Origin of the sequence: Megasphaera paucivorans, assembly GCF_900103535.1 — a bacterium.
Lineage (GTDB): Bacteria > Bacillota > Negativicutes > Veillonellales > Megasphaeraceae > Megasphaera_A > Megasphaera_A paucivorans.
Genome location: NZ_FNHQ01000002.1, coordinates 54,612 through 78,947, shown reverse-complemented (window position 1 = coordinate 78,947; position 24,336 = coordinate 54,612). Strand labels below are relative to the sequence as shown.

The following is a 24,336-nucleotide window of genomic DNA, read 5'->3' as shown; positions in this document are numbered from 1 at the left end:
CAATTTCTCCCTGCACTCCGACAGAAACGGGATGCAGGCTAATATGCCCGCATCCCGTTTCTGTTGGAGTGTTTTAAAGGTATGAAAGGTTATTTCTACAATATACTTTCGTTAATTTTAGATAATAAATTCATTATTTATCTGAATCGTTATTATTTCTATGAGGTTCGGCATGGAAGATATCATGAATTAAACGTTTCCATACAGATTGTTTAGGATACTCTTGTTTCATCCTATCTTGCTTCTTAGATGATTCCGTTACATTGCATTGCTTTTGTGTCGTTATCATAACTCAGTCCACCTTTCTCATAAAATATACATACTTATTTTCTAATTATAATCACGTCGACATTGTATTTATAGGTATTTTATATATATAAAATATGTCAATAAACATCAGTAATATTCTTATATTATAATATATTTTTAAATGTATTTGGTATACCAAGAAATCGTATAATAGCCTTTTGTTTAATAGAATTTTATCACATATTAATACAAATGTCAACAAAAAAAGAAGCATGTAAAATTTCGTATACACAAAATTTTACATGCTTCTTTTTAATATGCCATTCTTACAAAGGTTTTCCCTGATTTTTCAATATGATTTTTCGCCGCATCATGTGCACCTTGTTCATCATGAAGTCTAAGTTTTTGAATAATATCCGCATGTTCTTCAAAAACTTCTTGAATACGTCCTTCTTTCGTATAAGATAATTTAGTAAACGGGCTGATATAATCCCTCAACGTACTAACAAAATAATATAGATGAGGACTTCTGGCGGACTTATAAATACTTTCATGAAATTTTTTATTCAGAAGAACTGCCTTAGTAAGGTTGCCTTGTAAATGTTCTTCCAACATCTTTTGATTAATATTTTCTAAATTCACTAATTCTTTTTCTGTTATTTTAGAAGCAGCAATACTGCAGCATAATGACTCTAGTGCAATACGAATAACACCAATCTCTTCTGCATCTGCTTTCGTAAATCCAGCCACAAAAACACCCTTGCGTTGAACATGGGTAACTAACTTTTCGTTTTCCAGTTTTTGAATGGCTTCGCGCACAGGTGTTCTGCTTACTTTCAACTGCCCTGCTATATCACGTTCTACTAAATGCTGTCCCGCCTTTAGCCTGCCATCTAAAATTGCCCCACGCAATATGGAATATACGGAGTCTCTGATATTGTAGGTATTGTCAAACTTAATAGGGGAAAATTCAAAATCCAATTCATATCCCTCCTTTGCAAACATTAAAATATTTCATCATTTTTTACCGTCAAAAAGCCATAAATCAGTAATAGGAATAAATTTTCTCAAGCCATAGGAAATACTGCGTCCATTAAATAAAATATCTTCACCTAGTGATCCTGTAAACGTTTTCAAGGACTCATCATCCTCACGAATAGTAAGCTGCCACTTTCTTTCTCCTTGCGTATGACAAATCACCGATTCTTCTTCAAAGTACAAATCCAAATAAACCAATGCCATCGTTATGGCATGCTGATCCATGTGTACCATAAAATGCCGGCATGGTTCTTTTTTATTATCTGCTGTATAAGAATCAAAAGATACTTCGCCTTTATGCGTAATAATTAAATGCTGCTCTACTTCATCTTCCGGCATTTGATCCACAGTTATTGGAATTTTCGATACCAGTTCAATACTTAAAATCGCCATGCCCATATCCTCCTAAAATAATATATTATATAAACTCGAACTTAAATTATAATCATACTCTTTAATTACAATCATACCTAAATTTCGTAAAAAATGCAATGAAACCTGTCACTCTTGCATAATACAGTGAAACAAGGTACACTAATATTAGTTTAGTATTCGACAGTATAAGCAATACGTATCGCCGAATCAATAACTAGGAGGGCGTATTATGAAAAAATCAATTATATTATGTAGTATGTTTACTATGTTTATCGCAGTCACAGCATTTGCCGCGCCAGTAACAACATTATCTTCTGACCGAGGAATTGCGGTCAGTGTCGGAACAAAGGAAACCTATATAGAAGGAAAAATCAATCCTAAGACAACTATCGGCTATGAATATTTAGATCGCGATACCAATGGTCATCAAAATGACTTTTATGCTAAATATAATCTCGCCGGATCTAATATTCAAGCCATAGGCGGTTATCGCAATCACATGCATAATCAATCCGATTCCTTGTACGGCGGATTAGCCGTATCTGCACCTAGTATTCTGGGATTTCAGCCCTATGCCTCTTATGTGAAAGGCTCTAACTTTGGTGAAGCTCAGATCGGCGTTAATTTCAGTATTGCCATGGGGGTCGGCGTTAACGTAAATTACCACAATTATGTTCCTGATAACGGCAGTACCGAACATGGCCTGGGAGCCGGAGTAACTTTTAAATTCTAAATATACTATTACTATTCACTCGTATACAATTGACCGGGATATATACTTAAGAAACAATTTCTTAAGTATATATCCCGGTCCGTTTAATGTATAATCACTTATGCGTTCATCCGCATGTCATTTCAATCATTTTTTAGTTTCACTCTGTTTCCGCAAAATGAAATTGCGGATTTAAATCAGAAAAATTATTTTTAAACCCTTTTGTTGTATAAATAGAACCATCCTTTCCTGTAATTTCACAATCAGCCCCTTTAATACTATTAATAAACGCTATGCCATCTTTAGGTCCTAATACAAAAATAGCCGTAGATAGTATATCCGTTATCATTCCACAATGCTCAACAGAACCATCAATAACAATGGTATCACTCATAATACCCGTTTCTGCAGGCACTCCGGTTTGAGGATCAAAGATAAGATGATAGCGTTTGCCATCTTGTATGAAATATCTTTCATAATCTCCTGCAGTTGATAACGCCTTATCTGTAATTTTCTCAATCCCCAAATATTCCCCCTCTGTATCAGACCGAGGATGTTTTATGCCAATAGACCATGGATTTCCTTTGCTATTCATTCCAATGGCATACATAGAACTGGACCCCATATTAATTAATCCACTTTTTATATGATGCTTTTGATAAATTTTTACAATCTGATCTACACAATACCCTTTAGCAACGCTGCCCAAATCAATTGCCATTCCTGGCTGCATCAACATAACACTATGATCTTCAGGGCGCAATTTTATATTTTTATAATTCACTTTAGGCAATGTATTCTTGATATCCTCCGGCGAAGGAATATGCTGATTGGGCGTTCCAATCTGCCAAAGATTACTAATCGGTCCAACAGAAATATCAAATTTACCATTTGTTTTTTGAGAATATAAAACAGAATATTTTATCATTTCATAAACTTGGGGATCGACTTGCACAAAACTTTTACCGGCGGCATTATTAATTTTCGAAACATCACTGTCAGGATTCATCATATTTGCCAGCAAATCTATCTCGTGAATTTTTTGAAATCCTTCCTCTACAGCCGCTTTAGCCTCTGATCCAGAAGCGTACAAAGAAACCGTGGTATCCATAGCTATGCCGCTTTTTTTTTCCTCCTGCTGCGGTAACACACTGCATCCTGTTAAAAGCAATGCGCCGCATATACACATAATAATGGGTAATATTACTATTTTTCGATTCATTACAGTACCTTCTTTTCTTTGATTATGATAGGCAAAATATAATTTTATCTTTTTATAAAAACTATATTCATTGCTGTTACATTTAGAAAATATCTTGGTTTATGGTACCATTAGTATAATATTAAAGTCAACTTACAGTCTATATAAAAACTATCAAATTCCGATAAAATTTTTATAGTGTTTTTTATAAACAGATCCTATATAAAAAAACAATAATTGAATCTTAATTACATTGTCTTTTTATTAATAACAATTATAATGGTATTATGATATAATTGATTTTATTTTTGCATCAATAATCAAAAAGGTGATTTTCATGAAATTTGCAAATAATTTAACAATCAGTTCATACACATTAGGAACTACGGTTTCATTATATGACCGTATTCATATTGCTGCCGAATCCGGCTTTACAGGAATCGGCCTGCGGGTCGAAAACTATATGGAAGCCTTGGCCGCTGGCTTCACCGATGCTCACATACTTGCTTTGTTAAAAAAATATCATCTCAAAGTCACTGAAATTGAACTACTGACTGACTGGGGAGCCAATTCTGATCGCACACCGGACCAGCAAAAAAAAGAGCAACTCTTATTTCATATGGCTCGTCTTTTTAAAGTAAAACATATTAATGCCACTTTATTTCAATCTTTTTCTGAAAAACAAATGATTTCTGCTTTAAAAAATTTATGTATACGTGCAGAAGAATTGGATATTGCTATCGAATTCATGCCTTACAGCAGTTTCCCAACACTTCAAACAGTTTGGCGTGTTATTCAGCAATCGGAGTGTCAAAATGCAAAAATTATTTGCGATGCCTGGCATTGGACCCGAGCTCATCAGTCACCAGAAAACTTAGAAAACATTCCTGCAGATCGCATTGTTGCTATCCAAGTTGATGATGCTCATCGTCTTCCCTATAAAAATCTTCGTCAAGAATCCCGCCATGACCGTCTGCCTGCAGGAAGCGGCAGCAACGAAACAATAGTTATGCTGCATGCCTTAAAAACGCTAGGAGTACAACCCCGCGTCATTTCTACTGAAATGCTTTCTGACCGCATAATGTCAAAAGGTTTGTTATATACAGCAAAAACAAGTTATACTGCTGCTCAAAAAATAATTAAACAACATTGGGACACATAAACAAATCTCAGCCTCTATTGAATGCCGCACTCTCTATCTGTCATTCTATAGTTCTAACACATACAAACAAGGCGCTGTTATTCTCATAACAGCGCCTTGTCTTTTATAGTAACGATTAAGGTTTAGCAATAATAATTTTGTCATGACGAGCAAGATCATCTTGTATATCCGTCAAGTTCGGCGCTACTGCTACACGCAAACCAGCACGATTTTCAACCAATTCCATGCCGCAGCAAATATCTTCTAACGCTACAACATGTGTCAATACTTGATCCACATTGATTTTTCCACTGCGTATCATCTCAATGGCCAACGCATTATGCCGTGGTGCTGAAGAAAAAGTACCATACAAAGCAATCTGGCGATAATGAATAAAATTCACATCAAAATTTAACATAGGATTGTCTTTAGGCAATCCGGCGAACAGGCAAACTTTGCCCTCTTTGCTAGCCATTGGGATTCCCATATTTTGTGCTGCGGCACTACCTGCAGTAACGATAACGACATTAGCGCCCATACCTTCCGTTAAGTCCTTTACAACCTGTACTGCATCGTCTTTGCTGGAATCTATATAGGCATCATAAAGAAGTTCTCTTGCCGCTTCCAGTCGCTTGCTGCTGCGGTTAATAAGAAAAATTTTTCCCGCTCCTTGTGCCTTTGCTAATTCTGCATGCATAATTCCAATCGGGCCGGCACCGATAACCGCTACGGTATCCCCTAGCTGTATATGTATTGCCTCTTGCCCATTAATGACACATGCCAAAGGTTCCGCTAACGATGCACTAAGATAATCGACTTCGCTGGGAATAAAATTAACATTCCCTGCCGCTACAGCATTAGCCGGAACTAAAACATACTCAGCAAAGCCGCCATTATAATGATGAGCAATTGTTTTTCTCGTATAACAAAGATGCTGGCGGCCGGAAAGACAAAATGCACAATGGCCGCAGCCAATTCCCGGTGCAACAATGACCCGATCTCCCACTTTATAACGATCTACATCTTCCCCGGCTTCTACAACAACGCCTGCAATTTCATGTCCCAGCACAATAGGCGGCTTAATTGCATTATGTCCATGACGGAATGTTCGGATATCGCCCCCGCAAATAGCACACGCCTTAACTTGTACGAGTAATTCGCCTTTACCGGCAGATGGTTTAGCTATCTCTTCAACTACCATGTTGCCTATTCCTTTATATACTGCTGCTTTCATCCCAACATCCTCCTTTTACACGTTGAATAAACTTTTATTGCAATGTATTTAATTCCACTGATACGTCTTTAGCATTCACAATCCAGCGTGGCTTACCTTCTTGAGCCGTCCGCTTAATTTCTTCTAACAGCAGATAGGGTGTTCGATTAAATGCATCTTTAGTTGAACCCGCCAAATGCGGTGTAATCGTCACATTATCCAGTGTCATGAACGGATGGTTTTTAGCCGGTGGTTCTACCCACCATACATCAATAGCGGCACCCCCAATTTTTTTATCTTGCAGCGCGGCAATCAATGCTTGTTCGTCAATCAATCCTGCCCGAGCTGTATTGATAATATACGCCGTAGGTTTCATCAACTCAAATTGTGCCGTCCCAATAAGACCACGGGTTTCATCAGAAAGACGAGCGTGCATGCTAATAAAATCCGATTTTTCACAAAGTTCTTCCAAAGATACAAGTTTACAGCCTTGTGCTTCAATTTCTTCTGCCTTTACAAAAGGATCATAAACAAGAATATTTACATCGAATCCTTTAAGTTTTTTCGCTACACAATGCCCAATGTATCCAAAACCGACTAGTCCAACAGTTTTTCCGTACATATCTCCAACAAATTCATAATTGGAATACTGCTTTTTCCACTCGCCCTGTTTTAAAGCGGCATGACCGCGTCCTATATTGCGCATTTCCGTAATCATAAGAGCCACGGTGTAATCAGATACAGCATTCGCATTACGTCCCATTGTACGGCAAACGGGAATGCCATGTTTTGTTGCCGCGGTCACGTCAATGTTTTCTACGCCCGCGCGGCATACTCCAATGACTTTACATTTTTTTGCCGCTTCAATAATTTGTTCATTGATAGGCGTATGTTGTGTAATAATCATATCAACTTCTCCGACATAATCAAAAATTTCCTGCGGCGGCTTTCCCACAGACGGACCATTTTTTTCAACAATACTGCGTAAATACCAAAATTCTTCATCATTTGCCGGTTTCCAGTCAACACAGCAGACCTCGACTTCTTCACCCATAATTTCATGAACAGCAATTTTTAATTTTTCTGAAGATAATAAAGGATCCCCAATTACTAACGTTTTCATTTATATTCCTCCTTTTATTGTAAATACTTACTGCAGTCTTTTATTCTTCATCATCCCACTCTATAAGAGAAGACTGCATTTCAGTAACTGTATCATTAAAATATTTTAATGCCGGATACATTTGTTGATTCAATCTTTCATAAATATCCATATATTTTTTATGCCGTTTTTTATTCGGCTCATATACTTTTTCAGGAAATGAAACTTTTTCTACAGCATCTTCGGGACTGTCGTAGACTCCAGCGCCAATACCAGCTAACATAGCTGCTCCCAATGCCGCTGCCTCGGGAACACTTTTACTTTTAACTCGAATCCCTGTAATATCTGCTTTTAATTGCATCCAAAAATCACTTTTGGCTGCTCCTCCAATTGCATATATAGATTGAATTTCCTTATCAGAAATACGTTGCACATTGCGAACAATGCTATACATTTCAAAGCATAGTCCTTCCAAAATCGCACGTACGAAATCCCCGCGCGTCGTCGCCGTTGTAATACCCAAAAAAGCACCTCGCGCTGCAGCATCGCTGCCCAACGTGTATCTCCCAGAAAAATACGGCAGCATCATACACCCATTAGCACCTATAGGTCGCAGAGAAGCTTCTGCAACAAGTTCATCAAAAGATGCCCCTTCAAATTCCCGCTTAAACCATTCAAGAATTCCACCGGAAGAAATAATTTGTCCCATCATATAATATTTATCATTAACAACATACGACACAGATGTAAAATTTTTATTGATATATTTGGGACTGCTTTGCGGTTCATCAGAAATAAACACCAATTGCTCACTAGTTCCGGTAGAGTCCAGCATCTGTCCGGATTTTATAATACCTGTAGCAAAGGTTCCGCAAGCATAATCAATGCCTCCGGCATATACCGGAGTACCTGCCGGAAGCCCAATCATAGCAGCAACATCCTCCGTAGTCATCCCAACTAATTCGCCAGGACGTATAGGTTCTGCCAGAATATCTTCCGGAATGCCGGCTTCCTCCAAAATTTCCTTAGACCAATTACGTGTACGCAAATCAAAAGCCATCGTCCGGCATGCATTATTCCAGCTTGTCCGGGCTATACCGGTTAATTTTAAACTAACAAATCCTTGTGTCTGTATCCAGCAGTGGATTTTAGCAAATAACTCAGGATGATGTTTTTTTATCCACTGTATACGAGTAATACCGGCCACCGGATTAGGATTAATTCCGGTAATTTTATATACTTGTTCTACACCAAAATTTTTCCAGGCCTTCGCAATTTTATCCGTCCTTGTATCAAACCAGCGGATCGTCGGATGTACAGCTTCTCCGCTAGCATCCAGGAACATATCCTCCCCATTAGTTGCTATGCCGATTCCGTCACAAATCTCTCCCGGAAGCGCTTGGCTGACTTCTTTTATACATGCCGCTACACCTTCCCACATTTTTTGTGGATCTAGTTGAGCCCAGCCATGTTCCAAATAAGTCGTATCCGCTGGACGTTTAGCTGTTGCCAAAAAATGTCCGTTATAATCGCAGGCTACTGCCTTATAATTTGTAGAACCTACATCTATACCTAATAAATATCCCATAAACATGTATTCCTCCTTTCTCATTTCAGATATAAAATTAAATTTCACTATAAGTTTCTCTTGTGAAATCAATCATGAAACACAAAAAAATAATAGTGATTTATTTTCCGGTGCAGTGCATTCTAAAAAATGCGCTGCACCGGGCATCATAAATACACTATATAAACATAGATATAATAAGAACTCCGGCTAAACCCATAACGGAAATAATCGTTTCCAATACACACCAAGTACGTACCGTATTTTTAACAGTAAGCCCAAAGAATTCTTTAAAAAGCCAAAATCCCGGATCATTCGGTGGACTGATAATAAGACTACCTGCTCCTGTAGCTAAAACCATCAATTCCGGACTAACCCCGGTAACCGCAACGACCGGAGCCGCAATCCCGCCTGCTGTAAGTGCCGCAACAGTTGCAGAACCACAAGCAACACGAATAACAGCAGCAACAGTCCATGCCAACAATAACGGAGAAAGATTGGATCCTGCTGCCAATGTCCCAATATAGCTGCCAACACCGCTATCAATCAAAATTTGCTTCAAGGCACCGCCGCCGCCGACAATCAGTAGAATCATAGCAATAGCCACAATGCCATCCTGTGCAACTTTCATGATGTCAACAACTGATTTTCCGCGTCCGATACCAAATGTATAGAATGCAATAAGAATAGAAATCGTCAGTGCAATGTCCGGCGTTCCCAAAAAGGTAAGTACATCAAAAACAGGCGTTCCTTTTGCAAGTTCCATTTTTGCAATAGCGGCTGCTGCCATTAAAAATACAGGCACCAATGCGGTAAATACACTAATACCGAAACCAGGCATTTCTTCATCTGTAAATACCTTAGGTTCAAATAACCCTTCCGGAATTTCCGTTTTAATATGTTTAACAGTACCATAGAACAACGGGCCAGCTACAATCGCCGTCGGAATAGCAATAATTGCACCATACACAAGCGTCAATCCAATATCCGCATTATAGATAATAGAAATAGCTGTCGGGCCCGGATGGGGCGGAAGAAATCCGTGTGTAACAGAAAGAGCTGCTGCCATTGGAATACCTGCTTCCAACAAGGGGATTTTTGCAGCTGCGGCAATAGTAAAAACAAGGGGGATCAAAAGAACAAAACCAATTTCATAGAACAAAGCAATCCCAACAATAAATCCAGTCAGGCAAACGGCCCACTTAATATTTTTGCGGCCAAATACCTTGATAAGCGTCGTCGCAATACGTTGTGCTCCACCGCTTTCAGCCATAAGCTTACCCAGTATTGCTCCAAAAGAAACAACAATTGCCAGACCGCCAAGTGTGCCGCCTAAGCCTTTTTCAATGACCGGAACAATTTGTCCAATCGGCAAGCCTTCAGCAAATCCAACAAGACCGGCTACGAGAAGCAAAGACAAAAAACTGTTCAATTTTACTTTAACTATGAGGAAAAATAAAACCAGAATACCTACCGCTAAGATGACTAGTGGCATAATAAAAACCTCCTTTTAAATAAAAATTAAATAAATAATAAGGAAACCCTTAATTATATGTTATTTTGATATGCTGTAATATCAGAAAATTCCTGCTGAAGATTCTTATATAATCGTCCAAAAATTGCATACAATTCCTCATACGTTTTCCGATTTTCCGGATTGGGCACATATAGTTTTTTTGTATGAACAAGATCTTTGGTATCTCGAATACTCTTCATCCTGCCGCTGGAAATAAAACCTAAAACAGCTGCACCGAATGCCGCTCCCTCACTGTTATCCGGCAAAATAAGCTGTTCATTTAAAATATCAGAAAGGATTTGAAGCCATAAATCTGACTTTGTAAAACTTCCGCTGACACGGATATCTCTAACATCTCCAAAATCTTTTAAGGCATCCATCACACTGTTCAGGCTATAACAAATACCTTCCATCGTGGCACGAATAATATGTGAACGGCCATGGTTTAAAGATAGCCCAAAAAGCATCCCCCGCAATTCGGAATTCCAATATGGTGCACGCTCTCCGGTAAAAGCAGGCATCATAATAAGTCCATCTGAACCAGGAGCTACATGGGAAGCCTTCATTGTCATCAAATCATACGGATCCACGTCAAGATTTTCCATTTGTGCGCCGCTGTAATGACAAATTTTGTCACGGACCCAGCGCAGAATCATTCCGCCATTGTTAATGGCACCTCCGGAAACCCAGACATCATCCACCAAATTATAACACCACGTACGCATTCCCTTACTGTCTATCATCGGCTTACCCGTAAGCATACGCAGCGCACCGCTGGTACCAATAGTGGCACTGAGCTGTCCTGGTTCCACAGCCCCGATGCCAACGTTTACAAGAACTCCGTCAGTTGCACCAATAACAATGGGCAGTCCTTGGGGAAGATGCATTCGTTTTGCTGCCGCATTGGTTACTGCATATGAATACGTCGTAGAAACAACCGGCGGCATTGCGTCTCTTGAAACGCCGGCAAATTGCAGTATTTCATCATCCCAATCCATTTCTTTCTCATTATACATGCCGCTGGTACTGGCAGCAGAATGATCGATAACCCATTGCCCCGTCAGTTTTTCAAAAATATAATCTTTCAAGGAACCTACGTATTTCATTCGCTTAAATATTTCCGGTTGGTTACGCTTCAGCCACACTATTTTTGCCAAAGGATAGCAGGCATGAATCGGACAGCCGGTTCGTTCATAAAATTTTCGGCAACGTACAGCATCTTTTTTTAATTCCCGTACAATATCTGCACTGCGGCTATCAGCCCAAGTCTGCATATCCATAAGTGGTTCATGATTCTTATCCAAGCCAGCGAAACTATGCATAACGGTACTTAATGCCACACCAATAAGCTTGCAGTTTTTATAATGAAGTGCGTCCACTGTTTTACGTATAACAGCTTCTATGGCTTCATAAATTTGCAAAGGACTTTCTTCTGCCCAATTGGGATGCGGCGTCAACAGCGGATAGAACGCTTCTGAAGAAGCTACGTTTATTCCCTCTGCAGTATACGCGATAGCACGTACTCCCGTCGTTCCCACATCGACACCAATCCAGACTTCTTGCAATAAGGCGTCTTGTACCATTCTAATCCTCTCTTTCTCCGGATTGTATCCGAAATCCATAATTTATTTCTCCCAACATTATATACATCATCATCTTTTACCCAGATTCACCCAGCCGACGAATCTTCTATCCGTTTCGCAGTAAAAAAATGATATCTACTTATCATTTATTCGTATTATACATTCATTTTTTTGATATGTAAATAACATTTAAAAATAATGCCTATTCTTTTTGTACATAGTAAATTCAAAAACCAGCCATTTATTGCATCTTTCGCAAATAGCTAGTTAAAGCCATTTTTAATGTGTTTACTACACAAATAAAGTATACATATATGGACATTCTTAGTTAAAATATCTATTTTATATAAATGATAGTTTTACATCAAAAAAATATATACAGCTCTTGAAAAAGATAGTTTTGTATCATATAATAGCAATAAATCATCGTAATGTATCCAGCCCATGCAAAAATGAATCATTCTGTTTACTCATTTCAGATACGCAAACGGTAATTGCCGTATCTATTATTTTTTTAACATAAACAGGAGGTTTCTTTATGTCAAATCGTTTCAGTACATTTCCAACCTATCAAAAAGCTATTGCTAAAGTTCATTTAGGTTCTTGCGGTGTCGATCAAAAAAAACTCGACAAACCGATCATTGCCGTCGTCAACTCTTGGAATGAAATTGTTACAGGGCATGTACATCTGCGTGTTCTCGCTGACCAAGTCAAACAATCCATCACCGACGCCGGCGCCGTACCATTAGAATTCAATACGATTGCCATTTGTGATGGCATCGCTCAAGGTCATGCCGGAATGAAGTATTCGCTGGCTAGTCGCGAACTTATTGCAGATTCAGTTGAAGCCATGGTAAAAGGACATGGCATCTTCGATGGGATGGTCATGTTAGGCTCTTGTGACAAAATTGTCCCCGGCATGCTTATGGCTGCCGCCCGGATAAACATTCCAACTATCATGATTACCGGCGGCCCCATGAAACATCACATTACACCGAAAGAAAACAAAGCCGCTCGTCAGGAGTTTATTCACGGTAAAATTGATGAGCAAAAACTGTTGGACGTGAGTGCTGAATATTATACAGGGGCCGGTGTCTGCCCATTTTTTGGAACAGCGAATACCATGTGTGAAATAGCTGAGACATTAGGTCTTACACTCCCTAATGTCTCCACCGTACTTGCCTTAAGTGACGAACAAAAGAAATTAACAACAGAGGCTGGCCGCACTATTGTAAATCTTGTAAAAAAAGATATAAAACCACTCGACATTCTTACCAAAGAAGCATTTGAAAACGCTATTACCGTCACATTAGCTATGGGCGGCTCTCTAAATAGCACGCTTCATATCCCGGCCATTGCCGCCGAATGCGGTATCCCTATTTCTCTTGACGATTTTGATCGCATCAGCCGTAATACACCTTTAAATACACGAATTTGTCCAAACAGCAAGATATATGCAACCGGTGATTTAGACACTGTCGGCGGTTTAAAAACGGTCATGAATGAGCTGCGGTCCATTCTTCATACAGATTGCTTGACCGTAAATGGCCATACAATCGGAGAAAATATTGCCGATGCAAAACCAGCAGATGGTGAAATCATACGGCCTATAACCAATCCTTTTGAAAGAGAAGGCGGTATTGCCGTGCTGTATGGTAACTTGGCACCAAAGGGCAGTGTTGTAAAATGTTCTGCAATCCCAGAAGATCAATGGATATTTGAAGGACCCGCCATGGTATTTGATTCTGAAGAAGATTGTACTGATGCCGCTTATGCACATAAAATTCCAGATGGAACTGCTGTTATTATTCGATATGAAGGACCTTCCGGCGGCCCTGGAATGAGAGAAATGCACCGCGCCACAGAAATCTTAGCTGGTATTCCCGGCGTTGCTATTATTACAGATGGCCGCTTTTCCGGAGCTTCTGCCGGAATATCTGTAGGATATCTATCTCCGGAAGCGTATGCAGGCGGTCCCATTGGGCTTGTTCAAAATGGCGATATCATTAAAATCAATATTCCCAAACGAAAATTAGAATGGTGCGTTTCTGAAGACACCGCAGCAAAACGCCGTACGACATTTCAACCGGTAGTCAAAGATGTAAATAGTAATTTCCTGCATTTGTACAGAGAAATATCAGAAGACGCTTCAAAAGGCGCTGTACGTAAAAAATTCTAAGAAAGGACGTAATCATATGGCAAATTCCAAGCAGCCACCAGCAAACTGCTTACTTCTCCTGTTGTCCAACTATCCTTATTTCACAAAATCTCAGCAAAAAATAGCGGATTATATTTCTGAAAATCCCCATGAAGCTATCCGTCAAAGCATTTCAGAAATTGCTGAAAGTACCGCCAGTTCAGAAATCACAGTTTCTCGTTTTTGTCATAAAGCCGGCTTCAATGGCCTGCAGGATTTAAAAATTGCTTTAGCTTCAGAAATTTTTACACCTTTGGAATCAGTTTGCCAAGATATCAACACCTATGATACAGTGCAGGAAATTGCCTCTAAAGTATTTTATAATACGATCAACAGCTTGCAAGACACCTTGAAAGATCTCGATTCTGAAGCGGTCAATAAAGCTATTGATTTGATTTATAACGCACATAAGATTGACGTATATGGATATGGCGTATCTTCAGGTGTCGCCAAGGATATCGAAAATCATCTCCTGCGTTATTCTAAACCGGTCCATGCTTTTTCCGATCTTCATATGCAAGTAACTTCAGCTACGTTGTTAACCCCTGAAGATGTGGTAATTATCGTATCCCATTCCGGTTCTAATCTCGATCTCATTACCGCCGCAAAGTTAGCAAAAGCTAATCATGCTAAAATTATTGTTCTGACAAGTTATAAGACAAGCCCGCTTTGCAAATTGGCCGACATTATTCTCTGCGGTGCCGGCAGAGAGGTTACTTATCGTTCTGAAGCTACAGCTTCCCGGTTGGTTCATTTAGCCCTGATGGATATTATTTATACCGGCTTAATGATGAAGGATCCCGATAAATTCACGAAAAACATGAACAAAATGCGTCTGGAAATAGCAAAGCGGCGCGTATAATAAGAATCTCCTTATTCACTTATATAAAAAACAGCAGCGGCACTTCATTCGTGCCGCTGCTGTTTTATTTTATTTTTTATAATGCTCTTTCCATTCATGATGAAACGAGCCTTCTTTATCTACCCGCTGATATGTATGTGCCCCAAAATAATCTCTTTGAGCTTGTATAAGATTAGCACCTATCGTTCCCCCGCAATATCCATCAACATATTGTAATGCACTGGAAAAAGCAGGTACAGCTACCCCATTTTGTACTGCTAAACAGATAATATCACGCAAACTTGCTTGATTTTCGTTTATTTTTCCATAAAAGAACTCATCAAACAAAAGATTGCTCAACTCGGGATGTCTTTCATATGCCGTCATGATTCTATTTAGAAATTGTGCTCGAATAATACACCCGCCACGAAAAATAGCGGCAATTTTGCAAAAATCCAAATGCCATCCATAATGAATGGATGCCGAACGATACAATGAGAACCCTTGTGCATAAGCCACAATCTTTGCAGTATATAAACTTCTCCGGACTTGTTCCACAAAATTCGTATCTGCACAATGTTCCCGGATTGGATGCCCAATCAGTTCAGCCGCTTTGCTGCGATCTATCATCAGATTTGATAAGACGCGTACATTGCAAGCGGTAGTAATAATTGAAACATCGACGCCTTGCTTTAATGCTTCGATGCTCGTCCAACGGCCGGTTCCCTTTTGCCCTGCGCAATCAACTATTCGTTCTACCAAAGGAGTCCCATCAGCATCACACTCGGCCAGAATATCTGCAGTAATTCCCACTAAATAACTATTTAGTTCTCCTTGATTCCACTGGCAAAAAATTTTTGAAATTTCCAGGTCTGTATATCCGCCTATATATTTCAACAAGCGATACGCTTCTGATATCAATTGCATATCCGCATATTCAATACCGTTATGAACCATTTTTACGTAATGGCCGGCTCCATCGCTTCCAATAAAAAAACAGCACGGCTGTCCCTCTATTTTAGCGGCAATTGCTTCAAAAACAGGTCGAATATTTTCATAGATATCTATGTTACCGCCAGGCATCAGTGCCGGTCCACTGCGTGCTCCTTTTTCACCGCCGGAAACACCAATGCCAAAATAATGGATTCCCTTTTCAGATAAATACGTGAACCGCCGCTGTGTATCTTTAAAAAACGAATTGCCGCCATCCATAATAATATCGCCGTCACTCAAAAAAGGAAGGATTTGTTCAATGACTGTATCCACCGGTTTTCCTGCTTTGATCATCAGAAACACACGGCGCGGTTTCGTTAACGAATGTAAAAACTCCTGCAAATCATAAAATCCCTGCACTCCTGAATGCGGCTTGTCCGTAATAAATTGCGTCGTAAATGACGATTCAAAATCATACCCTGCGACAGAAAATCCATGATCTGCCATATTCAGCGCTAAATTGCTTCCCATAACTGATAATCCAATAATGCCGATATCTATGCTTTCCATATATACGCTCCCTACGTTATAAAATACTAACTTTACTCTTTTATCATACCATATTCATTTCTATTTGACAGCAAAACAAGCAGAATATATATTTTTCTCTTATTCACTTTTCTGTAAGCAAGTATATATCTACTTATCACTCATGGATACATAGTATCATTTATTAAACAGTTTTGTTTTTATAAATTCAGAAGTCATCCGGTAGCATACAAACAAGAACGCGTCTTATATTTTTTACCCTGATATTTAATTTTTATTGAATATAATAATATATACATATTTTTTTTAATATTTATATTAAAAATTTAATTCACACCCATATTGCAAATTATCTGTTGTCTTAGTATAATGAAATTAATAAATTACCCAAAGTAATTCATGAGATTACATTTTAGAATTTATTTATTAATTATGTAATTATGATAATTTTTAATGCACTAATGTATACATTATTCAGTATTCTCAGTTATTTTAAGGAGGTATGTATTATGATTATCGGAACCGTAAAAGAAATCAAAGATCATGAATTTCGAGTAGGTTTGACACCAGCAGGCTGTCATGCTTTAAAAGAAGCAGGACACACCGTGTTAGTAGAAAGCGGTGCGGGTAAAGGAAGTAATTTCAGTGATGAGGAATACAATGCGGTAGGTGCTCAAATACTAACTAAAAAAGAAGTTTTCGACAACGCTGATATGATCATTAAAGTAAAAGAACCGTTATTCCCCGAATATGATATGTTTCATAAAGGACAAATTCTCTTTACATATCTGCACTTAGCTCCGGAACCAGAATTAACGGCTGCACTGCTTCGCAATCAAGTTATAGGAATCGCATTTGAAACGGTACGGGATGCAAATAACTCTTTGCCGCTTTTATCTCCTATGAGCCGCGTAGCCGGCCGCATGAGTGTACAAATCGGTGCACAATATTTAGAAAAACAATATGGCGGGAAAGGAATGGTTTTAGGCGGAGTTCCCGGTGTAGAACCTGCTCAAGTAGTTATTATCGGTGGCGGTACTGTCGGCTTAAATGCCGCAAAAATGGCAGTAGGACTCGGAGCCAAGGTCGCGGTCCTCGACATGAACCCTGAACGGCTGTCTTATATTGACGATCTGTTTAACGGTCGTGTAGAAACTATTGTTTCTAATTCCTTTGAAGCCGCCGTATGGGCAAAAAAAGCAGATTTGCTCATCAGTTGTGTACTAATTCCGGGAGCAATGGCTCCTAAAGTGATAAAAGAATATATGGTCAAGGAAATGAAAAAAGGTTCCGTTATTGTTGATGTTGCCATTGATCAAGGCGGCGGCGTAGAAACCATTGATCACGTAACAACCCATACAGATCCTGTTTATATAAAATATGGCGTAATTCACTATGCAGTAGCAAATATCCCAGGTGCTGTTCCCATGACTTCGACTATCGCTTTAGCGAACTCTACACTTCCTTATGCTTTGAAAATTGCCAACAAAGGCTGGAAACAAGCACTGCAGGAGGATTCAGGACTTGCTCAGGGCTTAAATACCGTCGATGGAAAAATCACATGCAAAGCAGTCGCCCAAGCTCGAAATTTACCATACACCTCTTTATCTGAAATACTCGATTAATTGTAATTAATCGAGCAGGATGGCATCTATTAGTTGAGGTGGCCGGCCTCTCACAACACCATATACACCGTTCGGTATACGGCGTTTCAATTATTTAAGTGCTGTTTTCGTAATCGCTCGTATTGGCTCGAGAAGTCATACTATCCGGCCAATGCGAGCGTTTCCTTTGTAATGGAACGTGCTTGCTGTGACCCGGTCTATGATCATGGGAATACCCAGTTGTCGTACGCCGCCTTCTGGTTTAGGGATTTTCTTGCGTCGTACCGGACTGGGTTCATCCTTTCCGCAACTGTTGCAGGAGTTCCTCTTTATGTTCCTTCCGCTATGGCTGAGCCGCTTCGACTGTCATTCCGTTTATGCCCAGCGCGCCATAGTTTCGTTTGACCTGTTTGTTCGCGTGGTTTAGGTTGTCCTTGTCCCGTATGCGTTCCATCAAAATCGCCAGCACCGTTTCTTTCTCTGTCATCCGGAGAGCCGGTACTCGGCACTCCCGCATATCTTTCCCGTTCCACGCTATCCGTTTGTGGGCAGCCCATTCGGTTTTCTGTGCTCCTCGTACTGGCTTCCTTCAGATTCCACCTCACAATGGCCCCCTTGCCTTAGGTTATGTGCGTGGCACTATTAAACCGGCACTCGCGACTCTCACCCATTATACTGCGCCTATGCCGGGCGTACAACCGAAACCAAAAGGCCCTCGGAAATTCGAGAGCCTTTTGTGTTATGTACAGTCACCCATTGTATTTTTTATATGTGAGTAAAAAATACGGCACAATCATTGTTAGCGAGGATGCTCAAAGATTGCGCCGTATCATATAGTAAAAGCAGATGCAACAAAAAAAAAAGTAAAAATGCAGTCCGCCGAACTACCTAAAATTTATACGTATCTTTCATTTTTTCAAGAAAAGCAATAAGGCATTGAAGCTGTTCATCTGTCTGTCCTGCATTCATCATAATGCGGATCAGTGCATGTCCCGGTTTAACAGCCGGATACCGAAACATACCGACCATAATATTATTTTCCAGACAAGCCTCATATACCTTAACTGCTTTTTTGTCATTTCCTATAATGACAGAAATAATGTAAGATGGTGTATCGTTGAGACGAAAATGCTTTTCTTCCAAAACTTGACGTAGTTTCAACGAACGTTCCAAATATTGATCCATAATTTCCGGATGTTTCTCCAGTTTATGCAAAATATAGGTAATGGTACTGGCAGTCGGTGGCTGAATAGCTGCGGTAAACAGAGAAGTTCCCGATAATAGTTCAAACATGGTAATCATATCTTTAGGACCGGAAATTGCCCCACCTTCCATACCTACTGCTTTAGAAAATGACACCATGACAAAGGTAGCTCTGTTCATTTGTTTGAATTCTTCTGAAAATAACCGCTGCTCCGGACCATAAAACATAAAGCCATTTGCATTATCCACATAGCTGATCGCTCCATACTTTTCACAAGCATCTAAAAGTTCTTTCATCGGTGCAATGGATCCATCAGCAGAATAAATGCTTTCAAAGACAACGACAATCTTTTTATGTGTTTTAGACAAACGTTTTAATAAAATTTCCAAATGTTTGGGATCATTATGCCGAAAAGGAAACAACTGTTTGCCAAACTCCAAATGTGATGCTGCTTTCCATAGACTCCAGTGACAATCTCTATCAAGAACGAATACAGCATCACTGTTGTTAATGCCGCAAGTAGAACTAAAATCAAATTTGCAAGTCATTGCATTAATAAAGCCAATATTAGCCAATAACCCGCTGGCAAAGGATATAGAACGTTCTTTTCCCGTAATACGAGTTAATTCTTCTTCCATCTCTTTATGCGCACTGCTGACTCCTTGAGTAACCCGTGAACCGCCAGTAACCAATCCATATTGTTTCGCTGCTTGTAAAAAATGTTTCATTACATCAGGTTCTTGATGCGTATTTAACACATTAATACTAGCAAAATTAATGTATTCTTTATCATGATATGTAACTGTAGGACCTACTGGCTTTGTTGTTGTGGTTACTTCATGATAAAAACCATCTTTACAAAGCGTCTCCAAAAAACAAGAAAATCCCCATATATCCTGTAAACTACTTGATTGATCCGGTTGCTGCTTCATTACCATTGATTCCTCCACCCATGACAAAGTCGTTTATTTGCTTTAATTACATCAGTAAAAACGGCAATCTTAAAATATACATTTATGTAATGTGTAACTAGTATACTATAGAGGCCGTAACTTTTCCGTAACTTTTTACTTCCAGACAAATATTTTCAAAAAAATATATTCTTTTTTCAACATACCTAACAAAAATGACTGGCACCACATTACTTATGCCAGTCATTCCTATTTATTTCAAGCTGTTAATATATGATTGTATGCGTGCATTCGTTTCTTCTGCCCAATAATAATGTGCCATATATCGCCCATCATAGATAGCGATCACTTCTTCGTCCCCCGTTAACAAACGTTTATAATCACTTTCATAAAATTCAGAATGAACAAAGCGCTGCGCAGTACCTGAAGCCAAAATAAAGCCAATCCCGGCTATATTCAATATTTCTCTCAATCGTTTGTATGTCACACGGCAGAGTGCCTGTGCTCCCGCATCATATGGACGATCAGCCCAAAGATGCCCTATAATTTGCTCTGTCGTTACACTGCCGCCAGCCGCATCAACAAGCACTGCCAAAAGTTCTTTCGCTTTTTCACTGTTAAAATAGAGAAGTTTATGATTCACATATACATCAAAAAAAGGCAATGTTCGTATAAATACCTGTTTCGTCGGTGTATATATAATTTGTTCCGCTTTTTCTATCGCTTGGCAGATGCATTCTTTATTATATGGCTTGAGTATATAGCTAACCGCTTCCGCATCAAATGCGTCTAATGCAAATGTATCATATGCCGTCAAAAATACAATTTTTGTGTTGCTGTTGATTTTCCGCAATATTTTCGCCAATTCCAGTCCCCGTATTCCCGGCATCTCAATATCAAGAAAAGCAATATCTATCGTATGCTGTTCTGCATATTCTTGTGCCGGAGCCGCCTCTGTAAACGTTTTCAAGGTGGTAACATGATCCAGTGTATGAATGATATATTCAAATTTTTCAACAGCAGCAACTTCATCATCTACATATATAATGTTCATACCCGACTATCCCCCTTCTTCGGTATTTGTATCATAACCTTTGTCCCTTTTCCAATTACGCTTATAATCGTCATTTTAGCTTTTAACATGTATTCCAAGCGGCTGCGGACATTCATAATCCCAATAGATGCATGACTATCCTTCTGCAGCGACTCCCAATCAAAACCCACTCCGTCATCTTCAATTATGATGCATATTTCTTTCATATTTTCTGCTGTTTTCAGCGTAACTGTGCCACCTTGAGATTTAATCCGCAGTCCATGCTTAACAGCATTTTCAACAAGTGGTTCCAGTGTAAGTGCCGGCAACGAAAAATTTGCAGCGCCAATATCATAAACCATGTGTATCTTATTCCCAAAACGCAGCTGTTCCAAGGCTACGTAGCACCGAATATGCTTCAGCTCTTCTTCAAAATTGACTAGTCCTTGACTTTGCAAGGAATTGATATTCGCTCTAAGGTAATTAGAAAATTGTATAATAGCATCATCGGCCTTTTCTGGATGAATCAAACAAAGTCCGCTAATAGCATTCAGTACATTAAAAACAAAGTGAGGTTGGATTTGACTTAACATAACACGAATGCGGCTTTGCGCCAATTCCCCTTGCATTTCCTGCACTAAAGAAGCTTGCTGCATTTTTTCCCTTACAAAATCACCCGCAATAATGCATTGCACTATCGTAAAAAACAACAATCCTGCCTGAAATACATAAATCCAATAGAAATGAACAAATGAATAGTGTACAATTTCTATAATTGTGCATCCTGTAAGCACACTCACAGATACAACCACATATTTAATACGTTTTTCCATATGCATTTTATATTCTCGTATAAGGAACACCATTTCTAATACCAGCATGCTCCATGCCGGAGATAAAAAGGCATCTGATCCCCGGCCTTTTTGAAACAGACAATATCCGACAATACATAGTGTCCATAAAAATATCATTACGTTGGCCGTTTTAATATGTGATTTTTTATTAAGAAACGTTGATAAATAAATAAGAAGAAACTCACAAATCAACATTTGCGACAAATAATCAATAATGTTTATTAACCCTGGATAAGGAAACAATAACGTGATGTATTCATAATCAATAAAGGTGCATACAGCCCCGGATATTAGCAGCATAGCGCAAGAAAAGAACTGTTCATAAATATCGATCTTAAACAGCCGTAGAACACCCATGCTGAACAAGAGTGCTAGTCCAATAATCAAAAGCATGCTGCTGATAATAATTTTTGCAGCATTACGCTGCAGTTGATAAAGTAGCAATGCATAGGTTTCTCCACTGCTGAATTTTCGTAACCACAACGCTAAGGCTTCGGGATAATTGCTGTCGGTTGCCCGCTGTAAATGTATCACTAATTCATCTTTTGGAGTAATGCCAGGACTATCAAAAGAATCCCACCAAGTATAATCATCCCCCTCTTCATGATAAATATCCTTCCCATTCAGTTGAATATGTACTTGCAACCGGGTGATATACATCATAATTTTTTTATCTTTAGGAATATCTTGTTTTACATGTCCGCGAAGAATGAGCTCATTATCATCCGGCCCAATAGAAATATCTTTTAATTGCTGAAACGGGATAGGCACATCTGAAGACATCCGCTGATAAACCCCTTGCATGGCAATAGCTTTTACAGTATGACTGGTATCATCCGTATCTATAGGCCGCAAAAACATAAAGAGAGTCACAATAGTAACACCCAGTACAATATACATATAAAGTAAAAACCTATCTGGTTTATAATTTTCCAAGCTGGATTCCCTCCTATCCTTTCTTTTTTATTATACAATATTTATTTCAGAGAGCAAAAAAACATCTCTTCCAATATAATAATTTTTACACAGATGAGATGTTTTTCTTATACATTTTCTTTTGTAATACCGCTTACAGCCAACATTCCAATCTCTATTTCAAAAACAAGCCCTGCATATCTACTGTATCGTCATAGATGAAATAGAATGCGTAAACAATGGCTTATATTGATTTTCCACCGCAGCGGGCACTGTAAAAACAAGGCTGTACATAGTATTATTTCCCAGCACGATGTACTGTTCTTGATAATAATCAGTCCCTGCTCTGTTAATCGTATAATAAAAATAAATAGCTTTATGACTTGCTATTGTTGCAATCCCGGAATTTTCCATCGTCGCTCCCTGCGATTTTAAACGCTGTTCCAATGTCGGAAGCGCTGCCTGCAGTTGTTCTTCCTGCTCTGCCACCGTCGTCCCGTTACGAATTTGATTGACTCTAACAGTCATAAGCACTCCTGTTTTCTGGTCTCCTGCTGTTAATTGCGTCATACCTGATTCTGTCTGTAAATATTGAAATTCCGCCGGAACATCGATGTTAAAACCACTGCTTTCACTATGGTAAGATTGGTATTCCGTTGCAAAAGCCGTCGAAAAAGCTAAACAAAAAAAACTAGCCGCCATTATAAAAATTTGCTTCATCCGATCAAACTCCCCTTCAAATTTTTACTTCATTATAAAATATCAGAATATTAGAAAACAAAGTAATATTAAGTAAATAGTAGCATAAAATATACGGGTTTAGCAAATTTTTACATGCGATAATTAAACTAAGGAAGAGCAAAAAAGAAGCAGAATTTTGACGAATTTTTGACGACAAAAAAAAAGGTTCCACAACAAGAACCTTTTTTTATGCAGTCTATATTCTCTTCTTAGCAATATTATGGTATATTTCAGTCTTTTCAAATCCGATGTATTGCCGGTTATGCTTCTTGGCTGCTACACACGTCGTGCCGCTACCGGCAAATGGATCTAAAATTATGGACCCTTCCGGAACAATTTGTACCAGTTCTTCCATGAGTGGCGTCGGCTTTCCGGTCAAGTGAAATTTATCCTTCTGTTTTACCGGGAAATCAAAACAACCGGGATACGGTCCTGCATGATGAGCTTTGGGACACTTCCCATTCGTGCCCCACACGATATATTCACATTGATGCCTAAAATAGCCCTTATGTGGTGCTCTCGCTCCCAATCCTTTATTCCATGCTACAACACCACGCCATATCAATCCCCCCATTTGCAACGCATCTGAAGCCGTCGGCATCTGTCGCCAATCAGTAAACATAAGAAAATACCCACCCGGTTTAAGAATTCGCTGACAATCAGTAATCCACATCGTGCACCAATGCAACCATGCTCTTTGATCCATAGTATCTCCTGCAAAATCCGGCCGATGGACAATTTTATTATCTGATTGCTCATACTTGCTGGATGGAGTTTGTGCTCGTGCATTTGCTGTTTGGCCACCGCTGCAATACGGTGGATCTGTAATAACCGCATCTACGGAATTATCTTCAAGC

At 39.1% G+C, this 24,336-nt stretch carries 21 protein-coding genes; 5 read left to right on the top strand and 16 right to left on the bottom strand.

All coding sequences use genetic code 11. The features are described 5' to 3' along the window. Nucleotides 1–133: 133 nt before the first annotated feature. From BLR11_RS14075 to BLR11_RS01640, 3 genes are all read right to left on the bottom strand, one after another. A complete protein-coding gene (locus tag BLR11_RS14075) occupies nucleotides 134–289 on the bottom strand; it encodes a hypothetical protein (RefSeq protein WP_176762832.1) in 156 nt (51 codons plus the stop codon). 272 nt (nucleotides 290–561) lie between these two features. Next, a complete protein-coding gene (locus BLR11_RS01645; RefSeq protein ID WP_091647609.1) occupies nucleotides 562–1,230 on the bottom strand; it encodes a GntR family transcriptional regulator in 669 nt (222 codons plus the stop codon). Between the two features lie 36 nt (nucleotides 1,231–1,266). Beyond that, complete coding sequence (locus BLR11_RS01640; RefSeq protein ID WP_091647607.1) at nucleotides 1,267–1,680, bottom strand: hypothetical protein; 414 nt, start codon at nucleotides 1,678–1,680, stop codon at nucleotides 1,267–1,269. 211 nt (nucleotides 1,681–1,891) lie between these two features. On the opposite strand from BLR11_RS01640, the gene BLR11_RS01635 reads away from it, so the two are divergent. Beyond that, a complete protein-coding gene (locus tag BLR11_RS01635) occupies nucleotides 1,892–2,395 on the top strand; it encodes a hypothetical protein (RefSeq protein ID WP_245675048.1) in 504 nt (167 codons plus the stop codon). Between the two features lie 139 nt (nucleotides 2,396–2,534). On the opposite strand, the gene BLR11_RS01630 is transcribed toward BLR11_RS01635, so the two are convergent. After that, nucleotides 2,535–3,596, bottom strand: a complete 1,062-nt coding sequence (locus tag BLR11_RS01630; RefSeq protein WP_245675047.1) for an FAD:protein FMN transferase — start codon at nucleotides 3,594–3,596, stop codon at nucleotides 2,535–2,537. Between the two features lie 316 nt (nucleotides 3,597–3,912). On the opposite strand from BLR11_RS01630, the gene BLR11_RS01625 reads away from it, so the two are divergent. Next, entirely contained in the window at nucleotides 3,913–4,737 is an 825-nt protein-coding gene (locus BLR11_RS01625) for a sugar phosphate isomerase/epimerase family protein (protein ID WP_091647605.1), read from the top strand. Nucleotides 4,738–4,852: 115 nt separating this feature from the next. Here BLR11_RS01625 and BLR11_RS01620 read toward each other — a convergent pair whose 3' ends face one another. From BLR11_RS01620 to BLR11_RS01600, 5 genes are all read right to left on the bottom strand, one after another. Continuing rightward, nucleotides 4,853–5,950 carry a zinc-dependent dehydrogenase gene (locus BLR11_RS01620; protein ID WP_091647604.1) on the bottom strand — a complete coding sequence of 366 codons (1,098 nt, stop codon included), beginning with the start codon at nucleotides 5,948–5,950 and terminating at the stop codon, nucleotides 4,853–4,855. Nucleotides 5,951–5,984: 34 nt separating this feature from the next. Next, on the bottom strand, nucleotides 5,985–7,052 hold the full coding sequence (locus BLR11_RS01615; protein WP_091647602.1) for a 2-hydroxyacid dehydrogenase: 1,068 nt from the start codon (nucleotides 7,050–7,052) through the stop codon (nucleotides 5,985–5,987). A 40-nt stretch (nucleotides 7,053–7,092) separates the two neighbouring features. Continuing rightward, complete coding sequence (locus tag BLR11_RS01610) at nucleotides 7,093–8,619, bottom strand: FGGY-family carbohydrate kinase (RefSeq protein WP_091647740.1); 1,527 nt, start codon at nucleotides 8,617–8,619, stop codon at nucleotides 7,093–7,095. A 157-nt stretch (nucleotides 8,620–8,776) separates the two neighbouring features. Beyond that, nucleotides 8,777–10,093: a gluconate:H+ symporter gene (locus BLR11_RS01605; protein ID WP_091647600.1), complete on the bottom strand. Its 1,317-nt coding sequence runs from the start codon at nucleotides 10,091–10,093 to the stop codon at nucleotides 8,777–8,779. 53 nt (nucleotides 10,094–10,146) lie between these two features. Further along, nucleotides 10,147–11,697, bottom strand: coding sequence for a gluconokinase (locus BLR11_RS01600; RefSeq protein ID WP_091647739.1), 1,551 nt, complete (start codon nucleotides 11,695–11,697; stop codon nucleotides 10,147–10,149). A gap of 538 nt (nucleotides 11,698–12,235) precedes the next feature. Here BLR11_RS01600 and ilvD point away from each other — a divergent pair. Further along, a complete protein-coding gene (gene ilvD, locus BLR11_RS01595) occupies nucleotides 12,236–13,876 on the top strand; it encodes a dihydroxy-acid dehydratase (protein WP_091647599.1) in 1,641 nt (546 codons plus the stop codon). Between the two features lie 16 nt (nucleotides 13,877–13,892). Beyond that, complete coding sequence (locus BLR11_RS01590) at nucleotides 13,893–14,756, top strand: MurR/RpiR family transcriptional regulator (RefSeq protein ID WP_091647597.1); 864 nt, start codon at nucleotides 13,893–13,895, stop codon at nucleotides 14,754–14,756. A 69-nt stretch (nucleotides 14,757–14,825) separates the two neighbouring features. On the opposite strand, the gene gnd is transcribed toward BLR11_RS01590, so the two are convergent. Further along, complete coding sequence (gene gnd / locus BLR11_RS01585) at nucleotides 14,826–16,238, bottom strand: decarboxylating NADP(+)-dependent phosphogluconate dehydrogenase (protein ID WP_091647595.1); 1,413 nt, start codon at nucleotides 16,236–16,238, stop codon at nucleotides 14,826–14,828. Nucleotides 16,239–16,726: 488 nt separating this feature from the next. Here gnd and ald point away from each other — a divergent pair, with 488 nt between their 5' ends. Beyond that, complete coding sequence (ald, locus tag BLR11_RS01580) at nucleotides 16,727–17,842, top strand: alanine dehydrogenase (protein ID WP_091647594.1); 1,116 nt, start codon at nucleotides 16,727–16,729, stop codon at nucleotides 17,840–17,842. A gap of 308 nt (nucleotides 17,843–18,150) precedes the next feature. Here the strand turns inward: ald and BLR11_RS01575 are convergent, their stop codons facing one another. The 6 genes from BLR11_RS01575 to BLR11_RS01550 all read right to left on the bottom strand — a co-directional run bounded on the left by BLR11_RS01575 (nucleotide 18,151) and on the right by BLR11_RS01550 (nucleotide 24,308). Continuing rightward, nucleotides 18,151–18,426 (bottom strand): hypothetical protein, encoded by a 276-nt coding sequence (locus BLR11_RS01575; protein ID WP_143006387.1) that lies wholly within the window; start codon nucleotides 18,424–18,426, stop codon nucleotides 18,151–18,153. A gap of 283 nt (nucleotides 18,427–18,709) precedes the next feature. Continuing rightward, nucleotides 18,710–19,963: an aminotransferase class I/II-fold pyridoxal phosphate-dependent enzyme gene (locus BLR11_RS01570; RefSeq protein ID WP_218118686.1), complete on the bottom strand. Its 1,254-nt coding sequence runs from the start codon at nucleotides 19,961–19,963 to the stop codon at nucleotides 18,710–18,712. 226 nt (nucleotides 19,964–20,189) lie between these two features. After that, entirely contained in the window at nucleotides 20,190–20,990 is an 801-nt protein-coding gene (locus BLR11_RS01565) for a response regulator (RefSeq protein ID WP_091647590.1), read from the bottom strand. Beyond that, nucleotides 20,987–22,759, bottom strand: a complete 1,773-nt coding sequence (locus tag BLR11_RS01560) for a sensor histidine kinase (RefSeq protein WP_091647588.1) — start codon at nucleotides 22,757–22,759, stop codon at nucleotides 20,987–20,989. The genes BLR11_RS01565 and BLR11_RS01560 overlap by 4 nt, the downstream gene beginning before the upstream one ends. A 180-nt stretch (nucleotides 22,760–22,939) precedes the next feature. Next, nucleotides 22,940–23,458, bottom strand: a complete 519-nt coding sequence (locus BLR11_RS01555) for a PsbP-related protein (RefSeq protein WP_091647586.1) — start codon at nucleotides 23,456–23,458, stop codon at nucleotides 22,940–22,942. Between the two features lie 217 nt (nucleotides 23,459–23,675). Next, nucleotides 23,676–24,308: a DNA-methyltransferase gene (locus tag BLR11_RS01550; protein ID WP_245675051.1), complete on the bottom strand. Its 633-nt coding sequence runs from the start codon at nucleotides 24,306–24,308 to the stop codon at nucleotides 23,676–23,678. Between the last annotated feature and the right edge of the window lie 28 nt (nucleotides 24,309–24,336).

Bases quoted from the DNA above. Each gene is read 5' to 3' on its own strand.
- BLR11_RS01640 (WP_091647607.1), bottom strand. From the start codon at position 1,680: ATGGCGATTTTAAGTATTGAACTGGTATCGAAAATTCCAATAACTGTG.
- BLR11_RS01600 (WP_091647739.1), bottom strand. From the start codon at position 11,697: ATGGTACAAGACGCCTTATTGCAAGAAGTCTGGATTGGTGTCGATGTG.
- BLR11_RS01565 (WP_091647590.1), bottom strand. From the start codon at position 20,990: ATGAACATTATATATGTAGATGATGAAGTTGCTGCTGTTGAAAAATTT.
- BLR11_RS01570 (WP_218118686.1), bottom strand. From the start codon at position 19,963: ATGGTAATGAAGCAGCAACCGGATCAATCAAGTAGTTTACAGGATATA.
- ald (WP_091647594.1), top strand. From the start codon at position 16,727: ATGATTATCGGAACCGTAAAAGAAATCAAAGATCATGAATTTCGAGTA.
- BLR11_RS01620 (WP_091647604.1), bottom strand. From the start codon at position 5,950: ATGAAAGCAGCAGTATATAAAGGAATAGGCAACATGGTAGTTGAAGAG.
- BLR11_RS01635 (WP_245675048.1), top strand. From the start codon at position 1,892: ATGAAAAAATCAATTATATTATGTAGTATGTTTACTATGTTTATCGCA.
- BLR11_RS01615 (WP_091647602.1), bottom strand. From the start codon at position 7,052: ATGAAAACGTTAGTAATTGGGGATCCTTTATTATCTTCAGAAAAATTA.
- BLR11_RS01610 (WP_091647740.1), bottom strand. From the start codon at position 8,619: ATGGGATATTTATTAGGTATAGATGTAGGTTCTACAAATTATAAGGCA.
- BLR11_RS01630 (WP_245675047.1), bottom strand. From the start codon at position 3,596: ATGAATCGAAAAATAGTAATATTACCCATTATTATGTGTATATGCGGC.
- BLR11_RS01625 (WP_091647605.1), top strand. From the start codon at position 3,913: ATGAAATTTGCAAATAATTTAACAATCAGTTCATACACATTAGGAACT.
- ilvD (WP_091647599.1), top strand. From the start codon at position 12,236: ATGTCAAATCGTTTCAGTACATTTCCAACCTATCAAAAAGCTATTGCT.
- BLR11_RS14075 (WP_176762832.1), bottom strand. From the start codon at position 289: ATGATAACGACACAAAAGCAATGCAATGTAACGGAATCATCTAAGAAG.
- BLR11_RS01590 (WP_091647597.1), top strand. From the start codon at position 13,893: ATGGCAAATTCCAAGCAGCCACCAGCAAACTGCTTACTTCTCCTGTTG.
- BLR11_RS01555 (WP_091647586.1), bottom strand. From the start codon at position 23,458: ATGAAGCAAATTTTTATAATGGCGGCTAGTTTTTTTTGTTTAGCTTTT.
- gnd (WP_091647595.1), bottom strand. From the start codon at position 16,238: ATGGAAAGCATAGATATCGGCATTATTGGATTATCAGTTATGGGAAGC.
- BLR11_RS01605 (WP_091647600.1), bottom strand. From the start codon at position 10,093: ATGCCACTAGTCATCTTAGCGGTAGGTATTCTGGTTTTATTTTTCCTC.